Genomic DNA, 8,919 nt, shown 5'->3' on the forward strand with positions numbered 1-8,919 from the left:
AACCGACCCAAACGCCTTGGGAGAGTCCGGCCTCTGGATTTTCAGTGGAGACATTGAGAATCTAAGCTGTCTCGTTGAACAAGGAATTTCCGATAGTGATCTGGAAAGAATCCCCCGTCACAGCGTAGCTTGACGGTGGGAGTATGTCAAAATCAAAAAACTAACCGCAGCAGCAAGACAAGAAAGCGCAATGATTCCTACCGTTATTGAAACCACAGGCCGGGGCGAACGCGCCTTCGATATCTACTCCCGACTACTCCGGGAAAGAATCGTCTTTTTGGGACAAGAAGTAACCAGCGACCTAGCTAACCTAATCGTCGCCCAATTACTCTTTCTAGAAGCAGAAGACCCCGAAAAAGATATTTACTTGTATATCAACTCCCCCGGTGGTTCCGTTTCGGCCGGATTAGGGATTTTTGACACCATGAATCAAATCCGTCCCGATGTCAGCACCATTTGTATTGGTTTAGCTGCCAGTATGGGGGCTTTTCTCCTCAGTGCCGGCAAACCGGGCAAAAGAATGAGCCTACCCAACTCGCGGATCATGATTCACCAACCCCTCGGCGGCGCCCAAGGTCAGGCCACCGATATCGAAATTCAGGCCAAAGAAATTCTCTATCTCAAACAATTACTCAATGAACACCTAGCTAGTCATACGGGTAAACCTCTCGACCTCATCGCCGAGGATACGGAAAGGGATTTCTTTATGTCCGCCGAAGAAGCCCTAGACTATGGTTTAATCGATCAGGTGATCGATCGCAGTCCTTCCGCTTCTAACCCCCCCAGTAAATAGTTATGATTGGGTAGGCTCTGTCTACCCAGATTTTTGTAAATATTTAGTAAGCGGAAATTAATCATCGATCGTCGTTATTAATATTAAATAACAATGAAAAGTTCTAGCGGATTGGGTTAAGATCGAGACGTAACCCGAAGAAAATTGCAACAGGAATCGGTAGAAACCCCCCGGTGGGTTATAAAAGGAAATTTTTTTACTGGCAATCCCTATGAACTATCATCCACCCTCACAGCCCCTGCCCGCCCCCTGTATTATTGATTCTGGCGTGGTCATCGCTAAAGAAGATATGCGTCGTCTCCTCGATGATCTCGGACGAGTTCGCTACATCCATAGTCTCGAAGGAGTGATTCAGAGTGAAGGGGAGGGATGGATAGTGGAAGTTTTCGCCGATTATCAGCAAAGCACCCTAGTTGCTAACTACAGTCTTTATCTCAATACCTATAGCTTCGATTGTCTGCGTTTAACCCGCTCTCCCGACGGTGAAACCTATTTTGATCTGATCCAAGACAATCGGCAATTACGGCTAATTCCCCTGAGTAATCCACTCCAAGACCCCGATATGAAAGCCCGTCTCAATGCCGATACCCTCGAAGCCATGGTTACTCAGGTACTTTCTGCTAAGTGGGATGTGCAGTTTGAAGACGAAGACGACAACGATTGCCCCTTTTAGGCAGCGAGCAAAAATACTGGTTACTGATAACTGATAACTGGTTACTGATAACTGATAACTGATAACTGATAACTGAAACAGTGGGATTTTCCTTTGAATTAATCGCCCGGTGTCCCCAAACTGGTGCGCGGGTTGGGGTTTGGCATACTCCCCACGGACCGGTAGAAACACCCCGTTTTATGCCCGTGGGAACTTTGGCCACGGTGAAAGGTTTGACCCCCGCTCAAATCGCCAGCACGGGGGCGCAAATGATTCTCGCTAATACCTATCACCTGCATCTGCAGCCTGGAGAAAGTATTATCGAGAAAGCGGGAGGTTTACACGAGTTTATGGCGTGGAATCAGCCAATATTAACAGATTCTGGTGGATTTCAGGTATTTAGCCTCAGTCAACTGCGGCAAATTAAAGAATCGGGAGTCACCTTTCGATCGCCCCGGGACGGTAGAATAATCGAAATTACGCCAGAAAAATCGATTCAGATTCAAAATGCCCTCGGTGCTGATGTGATTATGGCCTTCGATGAATGTCCCCCCACGGGAGTCAGTCATGAGACCATGAAAGCATCCATAGAACGCACCTATCGCTGGTTAGAGCGCTGTCTGAGGGCCCATCAACGACCCCAACAACAGGCTTTATTCGCCATAGTGCAGGGGGGAATCTATGAGGATTTACGGGCAGCGGCGGCGGAATCTTTAGTAAAACTCGATTTACCCGGTTATGCTATCGGTGGCGTGAGTGTGGGGGAAGAAACGAGCCTAATTCATCGCATTGTCCAGATAACTGCCCCTTTACTCCCCGAAAATAAACCCCGTTACCTGATGGGAGTGGGAACCTATCGAGAAATGGCCAAGGCGATCGCTAGTGGCATAGATCTGTTTGATTGCGTCATTCCCACCCGTTTTGGTCGCCATGGCACGGCTTTAGTGCGGGGAGAGCGTTGGAACCTCAAAAATGCCCGTTTTAAGGAGGATTTCGCCCCTTTAGACGAGACTTGTCCCTGCTACACCTGTCAACACTTTAGCCGTGCCTATCTGAATCATTTAATTAAATCGGGGGAAATGTTGGGTTATATTCTCTTATCTCTGCACAATATCGCCGAATTAATCAGATTTACCCGTGAAATTCGTCAATCTATCCTAGGGGGGACTTTTGCCCAAGATTTTGCCCCTTGGCTTGAGGATGCCTTAGATGTTACCCCAACGTGATAAAATTTCAGGAAACGTTTGAAAATTTTCTTGTCAAGGTAGATAGAGAGATGGAAACTGCACTTTTGTTGGCCAAATTGCCGGAAGCATACCAAATTTTCGACCCCTTAGTCGATGTCTTGCCCCTGATTCCCCTATTTTTCCTCTTGCTGGCCTTTGTTTGGCAAGCATCCGTCGGTTTTAAATAAATCGACCCTCAATTATCAGTTATCAGTGAGCAGTTATCAGTTATCAGTTATCAGTTAGGTAAATGTATTTTTAACCTCAATATTCTCACAGAATTTTTCTAGTATCTCCTGATACCAAATCCAGTTATTAAAGACTGATTATTTATTCCTCCTGTTGCCTTTTGCCTGTTGCCTATCCTCATAAGTAGCCTGTACTCAACGAAGTTAGTATGACTATACTAACTGTCGCATTGCTTGCCACAACTGCTCGTATTCTTGCTCAGTTTCTGGCGATAAAGGGTTTAAAAAATCGCTTTTTTTGATCGCTTCTGGATTAACAAGTAAAGGATTATTTCTAATATCTGGGGAAATTTGGTCGGGATTTTGAGTGAGAATTAGGGGTGATAATCCGGAGGTAAATAAAGAAATTTTAGTGGCGGATTCTGGTTGCCAACAAAAATCAATCCATTGCTCGACAAGAGAATTAGGAGTAGTTAAAACCGGTTTTACCCACACATCTGACCAGAGAGAAGTCCCAGATTTGGGGACAACAACTTTAATTTTCTTATAGCGATCACTCACTGGTAAAATATCATTAGACCAACCCACAGACAGCCAGACATCACCGAGTATCAGGGGTTGTAAATAATATTGAGAACTATAAAATTTTACCTGTTTTTGTAAAGCGAATAGCTGGTCTTTTAGTGCCGTAACTTGCTTTAAATCACTGTAATTATAAGAATAACCCAATTTTTTTAGGGTTAAACCGATGACTTCGCGACGATTATCAATTAGGGCAATTTTACCGGTTAATTCCGGTCGCCATAGATCAGACCAATCCTGTGGTCGCCAGTCAAATTGAGCGAATTTTTCCTCATTATAGGCAATTACTGTCATTCCCCAACGGTAGGGCGCACCCCAGACTTTACCCTCTGTTTGCGGTTGTCCTTGGGCATTGCGAGTCATGTTTTCTTGCCAACGGGGGGGCAGTTTTGACCAATTAGAGAGTTGAGAAGTATCTAGGGGTTGAATTAAGCCGTTGGTAATCGCTTTTCCTAGCCAAGCATCCCCTAGGGTGACTAAATTACCGATCGCTGTGTTTTGTTCCCTAAAAGGAATAGAATTCGAAAATTGTGAGGCTGGTTGCTCCTGATTTTTTAACCATTTTTCCAACAATTTTAATAGCTCTTTCAGCTGCCTTTCCGACTGAAAATTGACTTTTTTTCCGGCAATAGTTTTCCGAAAATCTGTTAGTAATCGTGGCGGAATCGAACCAGATAGGAGAAAAATGCTCGGCTCGCCGCTTCCAGAAGCGCAGCCACTTAAACCTCCCGCTAAGGCGATTGTACCTAATCCTTGCAAAAAAGAACGTCTGTTTAACATATCGCCCGCCGATTTTCAACTTCAACAGTAATAATTGCCAGTTTCTAGCCTTGGATTATTATAGGACGATTTTTAACAGAATGTAAACTAGGGAGTTTTGCCGCTACCGATTTCAGCTATAGATCAGCTTTGTTGTTAACTTTTATGGTAGAAAATTCTGATTTTGTCCTAGTTAAAGCTAGGATAGAAGCAGTAAGCTAAGGGGCGAGGGTATAAGACCATGTCCAACAATCATGATCGAGATTTCCATTATTCTTGTCGTTGTGGACAAGCCAATTTTCAGTCGGTAAAACATCAATCGGGTATTTTATTAATCGGGGGAGCGGAAGGAGGTAAATTAGGAGAAGATCAAGCGACCACATGGTTATTGAATCGGGCTAAAGGCGGTAATTACTTAGTGTTGCGCTTTGGCAATCTTGGCGGTCAAGCTGATTGGATTTGCGACAATTACCGCTCCCTGATCGGCTCGGCGGCGGAACTATCAATTGATAGTCGTGAAGCGGCGAATCATCCTGATGTTATCGAATATATTAGTAATGCCGATATTCTTTTTTTTGCCGGTGGTGATCAAAATCAGTACGAGGATTTGTGGGAAAGCACAAAGGTGGAAACAGCGATCAATTATCTGATCAATGAGAAAAAAGTTCCCGTGGCGGGAACCAGCGCAGGAATGGCTATTCTGGGTGATTTTTACTATGCGCCCACTCACGAAGGGGTACTGAGTTCGGAAATATTAAATAATCCCTTTCACTTCAACACTAAAGACTTCTATCGGAGTGATTTTATTCGGGTTCCTTTTCTCAAAAAAGTGGTGACAGATACCCATTTGGATCGACTCAATCAAGATCATCCCGAAACAAGATATGGTCGCCTTTTTGGTTTTTTAGCCCGCAATGTACACGATAATCACAATCAACTGCCCGCCTACGCTATCGGTTTAGAAGAAGGTGCTTTTCTGGCGATTGATGAGCATGGTATCGCCAAAGTCTACGGCAACGGCACCGATAAGGGACAAGATGCCTATTTTCTGCAAACTAACGGGACTCTACCCGAACAGATGGAGCCGGATCGGCCTTTAATCTGGAATAATAACGGTCAAGCGGTGAAAGTCTACCGCATCGCGGGAACTCCCTCCGGCAGCGGTGAATTTGACCTCAAGGATTGGTCTAGTGCTGCTGGCGGTCGCTGGGAATATTGGTACACTAAAGGGGGAATAGCTGGGTTTAAGCGGGTTCCGGTAGCCTGAAGGTCATTTTTGTCAAAAAAGTGATTTCTATGGGTTTTAGGATAAATTTTGAGGCAATACGGAGAATTTTTTCAGCTATGACCCCTGAATTAATCACTTTCGGTCGGTATCTCGCGGGTGAATTTGAAAATCAACGGCAAGCGCAAGCGGAACCGGTGTGGTACGTTCACCTGCGTTTATGGTTGCGTCCGTTGCCTTTATTTCGGGAAGACAGCATCGCGCTTTTTGCCGAACAGGCGAGTATAATCAATTTAGACCAACCCTACCGACCGCGACTGTGGCGATTAATGCGCTCGGAATCGGCAGGGTTAGAGGTTAGGCATTATATGTTTAATGACCTGAAATCCGTGCAAGGTGCGGGCAAAAATCCCGATATTTTGCGAAAAATTAGCTTAGAAGACCTAACTTTCCTGCCTACCTGCACTTTATCGGTCAAAGTCAATACTCTCGCTGATAATCAATACCAGTTTATCGCCCAACCGCAACCGGAACAGCGCTGTCAATTCACCTATGAGGGTACAACCTATCAGGTGGCTTTAGGTTTCGAGGTGACGAGTGATAGCCTAAAAACCTACGATAAAGGCCTAGATCCCGGCACTGGTAAGGGAATTTGGGGCGCTCTGCTCGGTCCCTATCAATACGAGAAAAAACGGGATTTTTCGGCAGAATTGGATGTGTGAGGAAGATTGCATCACATTAGGTCAAAATGACGGCAGATGACACCGCAAAGAGCCGCTAAAGCGGTAATTCCTAAAGCTGTACCGATGTCTTGTCCTTGATTGACAGCAAAAGAAGTGACGATTCCCGCACCTAAACCGGCTGTGATTGCCGCTCCGAGAAAATCTTTATCCGAGTTTTTATACATAGAGATAAGGCCAAATTTCGACAAAATCGTGTTTTTTACCTTATCATCCTCTTTTGAGCAACTAATCACCCGGGGGCGGAATTGCAATTAAGCTTTAGATTTAGCCACGTTTCTTAACATTAGACCTCCGGCAAAAATCAAAAATCTTCCGTTAGGTGAGGAGACTCTGAGATAGGAGACGGTCGCCAGGAGGAGAAAAAAGACAATAGACAACTATGCCATTCATAAAACCTAAGATTATGTCAAATTTATCTATTTTTTGGGTATTTTGACCCGATAGCGGCTCGAGAACTTACTTTTGCAGGAGGTCTATTAAGTTGGGTCAGATAGATAGAGGGTAAAATCGATGAAATTAGCTAAAATCTCTTTTTCTGGCTTTTTAACGCTGATTATCTCCCTTTTGCTAATACTGAGTTTTGTTAATGCCAGCAAGGCACAATCGGATACGGCGGTAAGATCGGAGTTAATTAGTCTCCGCAATCGAGTCGAGCGCCTTGAAAGTCAGATTCGAGGAATATCCATCCGCGGGGAAAATGCCGCTCCGATTCCCCAACGGCGATCGGGAACGGGTATAGTAAATGGGGAAGTAGTCGGGGAAAGTGACCCACTGTTCCAGCGTTTAGCCACTTTAGTAATTGAACTAAAGGAAGATTTAAAAAAGCTAGAGCAACGGGTGCAAATCTTAGAAAAAGAAACCGTTAGCCAGAAATCGTAGTCAATTGATGCTATAACGATCGAAAGTTAAATTAATCTCAACTATGCAGTTAATTGATTATGTAATTATCCTGCTTTATCTGGCAGCAACCCTAATAATCGGGATTATAGCCGAGAAAAAAGCTTCTCAAGGTCTAGAATCCTACTTTTTAGGTAATCGCAATTTGCCCTGGTGGATGTTAGGGGTGTCGGGAATGGCGGCTAACACCGATTTAGCGGGAACTATGGTCATTTCTGCCCTAATTTACGCCGTCGGCCCCAAAGGATTATTTATCGAAATCCGCGGCGGTGTTGTCCTAATTATGGCCTTTCTCATGGCTTTTATGGGCAAATGGAATCGCCGCGCCCAAGTTATGACCATGGCGGAATGGATGCAATTTCGCTTTGGAACTGGAAAACAGGGGAATTTTGCCCGAATTATTAGCGCCGTCGCCACTCTCTTATTCTCTATCGGTGCGATGAGTTATTTCTCCGTTGCGGGGGGGAAATTTTTAGGGCAGTTTCTGGGTATGGATGATCGTCTTGCTTCGGTGATATTAATTCTTTTAACGTTAATTTATACAGTCGCCAGTGGTTTTTATGGTGGGGTAATTACCGATTTATTTCAAGGATTTCTGATTTTTGTGGCGGTAATTTATGTATCGGCAGTGGCCTTTTTTACCGTTAATCTTCCCGATAGTTTCACGGTAGCAATTCCGGGGGCAGCGGAGCCAAAAACTTGGAATTTAAGCGACTGGGCTAGTATTTTTCCTTCGATGACTTTGGATTTACCCGGAGATTATGCCATCTTTAATTTGTTTGGTGGGGTGATTTTCTTTTATTTAGTTAAAACCATCATCGAAGGTTGCAGCGGCAGCGGTGGTTATATGTTACAACGATACCTAGCCGCCAAAAGCGATCGAGATGCCGGTTTATTATCTTTATTCTGGATTGTTCTGCTTTCTTTCCGTTGGCCTCTAGTCACAGCTTTTGCTGTTTTAGGCATTCACTACGGTTTAACCGAAGGCACGATTACAGATCCAGAAAGAATTCTGGCCACGGTCATTACTCAATACATTCCCGTGGGGATGAAAGGGTTATTAATTGCTGCTTTTTTAGCGGCAGCTATGTCCACTTTTAATGCGGTTATTAACGCTAGTGCTGCCTATTGGGTAAAAGATATCTATCAAGCTTTTTTGAAACCGAATGCGGGAGAACAGGAGTTAGTTTTTCAAGGTCGTTTGGCCTCGGTTTTTGTGGTAGTAATTGGCTTAGTTTTGAGTTTTAATATCCAAAATGTCAATGATATTTGGGGTTGGTTAACCACGGGATTAGGGGTGGGATTAGCAGTTCCTCTCCTATTACGTTGGTATTGGTGGCGCTTTAATGGTTATGGTTTTGCTGTGGGAACTTTAGCGGGAATGATTGCGGCTATTGCCTCACAAGTGATAATTTTACCTTTCTTTCGTCACAGTCAATATCAGGAATATATCCTCTTTCTTGTGCCGAGTTTGTTCGCTTTAGCTGGCTGTATTATCGCTACTTTGTTAACTCCTCCCACCGATAGTTTAGTTATGGAAAATTTCTATAATGTTACCCGACCTTTTGGCTTTTGGGGAGAAGTCCGTCACAGCGTTAAACCTAATCTACAGGCAAAAATTAAAGCGGAAAATCAACGGGATATCATCGCCGCTTTTCTCACCGTTCCTTGGCAATTAGTCCTGTTTATGATGGGGATTGTTTTAATCATCAAGCAGTGGCAAAGTTTGAAGATTTTGGCTTTGGTTTTTCTTTTGCTTTCCATCGGTCTCTATTTTACTTGGTATCGACACTTATCTAAGGAAATTACCGTCACTAAAGACCGAGATTTAGGTTAGGCAGTTATCAGTTATCA

At 44.2% G+C, this 8,919-nt stretch carries 10 protein-coding genes and 1 pseudogene; 9 read left to right on the forward strand and 2 right to left on the reverse strand.

The annotated features are described in order from the left end of the window. The 5 genes and pseudogenes from PX636_RS07000 to PX636_RS07020 form a co-directional block, all read left to right on the forward strand. A pseudogene (locus tag PX636_RS07000) lies at positions 1-133 on the forward strand (RNA-guided endonuclease TnpB family protein); the annotation flags it as partial. 18 nt (positions 134-151) lie between these two features. Further along, on the forward strand, positions 152-793 hold the full coding sequence (gene clpP / locus PX636_RS07005; RefSeq protein ID WP_223210720.1) for an ATP-dependent Clp endopeptidase proteolytic subunit ClpP: 642 nt from the start codon (positions 152-154) through the stop codon (positions 791-793). Positions 794-1,004: 211 nt separating this feature from the next. Next, positions 1,005-1,466, forward strand: a complete 462-nt coding sequence (locus PX636_RS07010) for a hypothetical protein (RefSeq protein WP_004163378.1) — start codon at positions 1,005-1,007, stop codon at positions 1,464-1,466. An 80-nt stretch (positions 1,467-1,546) separates the two neighbouring features. Then, positions 1,547-2,671: a tRNA guanosine(34) transglycosylase Tgt gene (gene tgt / locus PX636_RS07015; protein WP_004163377.1), complete on the forward strand. Its 1,125-nt coding sequence runs from the start codon at positions 1,547-1,549 to the stop codon at positions 2,669-2,671. A 50-nt stretch (positions 2,672-2,721) separates the two neighbouring features. Next, a complete protein-coding gene (locus tag PX636_RS07020) occupies positions 2,722-2,859 on the forward strand; it encodes a photosystem II reaction center protein K (protein ID WP_008206475.1) in 138 nt (45 codons plus the stop codon). 213 nt (positions 2,860-3,072) lie between these two features. Here the strand turns inward: PX636_RS07020 and PX636_RS07025 are convergent, their stop codons facing one another. Then, the gene (locus PX636_RS07025) at positions 3,073-4,221 is read right to left on the reverse strand and encodes a substrate-binding domain-containing protein (protein WP_288116582.1); all 1,149 of its coding nucleotides are present in this window, start codon (positions 4,219-4,221) and stop codon (positions 3,073-3,075) included. A 220-nt stretch (positions 4,222-4,441) separates the two neighbouring features. On the opposite strand from PX636_RS07025, the gene PX636_RS07030 reads away from it, so the two are divergent. Next, entirely contained in the window at positions 4,442-5,467 is a 1,026-nt protein-coding gene (locus PX636_RS07030; protein ID WP_288116583.1) for a cyanophycinase, read from the forward strand. A gap of 77 nt (positions 5,468-5,544) precedes the next feature. After that, positions 5,545-6,147: a chromophore lyase CpcT/CpeT gene (locus PX636_RS07035; protein WP_147070105.1), complete on the forward strand. Its 603-nt coding sequence runs from the start codon at positions 5,545-5,547 to the stop codon at positions 6,145-6,147. An 11-nt stretch (positions 6,148-6,158) separates the two neighbouring features. On the opposite strand, the gene PX636_RS07040 is transcribed toward PX636_RS07035, so the two are convergent. Next, positions 6,159-6,332 (reverse strand): hypothetical protein, encoded by a 174-nt coding sequence (locus PX636_RS07040; protein ID WP_002791720.1) that lies wholly within the window; start codon positions 6,330-6,332, stop codon positions 6,159-6,161. A gap of 346 nt (positions 6,333-6,678) precedes the next feature. On the opposite strand from PX636_RS07040, the gene PX636_RS07045 reads away from it, so the two are divergent. Together PX636_RS07045 and PX636_RS07050 are read left to right on the forward strand one after the other, a co-directional pair. Next, entirely contained in the window at positions 6,679-7,047 is a 369-nt protein-coding gene (locus PX636_RS07045; protein WP_287727578.1) for a hypothetical protein, read from the forward strand. 43 nt (positions 7,048-7,090) lie between these two features. Then, positions 7,091-8,902: a sodium:solute symporter family protein gene (locus tag PX636_RS07050; RefSeq protein ID WP_288116584.1), complete on the forward strand. Its 1,812-nt coding sequence runs from the start codon at positions 7,091-7,093 to the stop codon at positions 8,900-8,902. The last annotated feature ends 17 nt before the right edge of the window (positions 8,903-8,919 follow it).

It is taken from the genome of Microcystis sp. M53598_WE2, from assembly GCF_030067735.1.
GTDB classification, from domain to species: domain Bacteria; phylum Cyanobacteriota; class Cyanobacteriia; order Cyanobacteriales; family Microcystaceae; genus Microcystis; species Microcystis aeruginosa.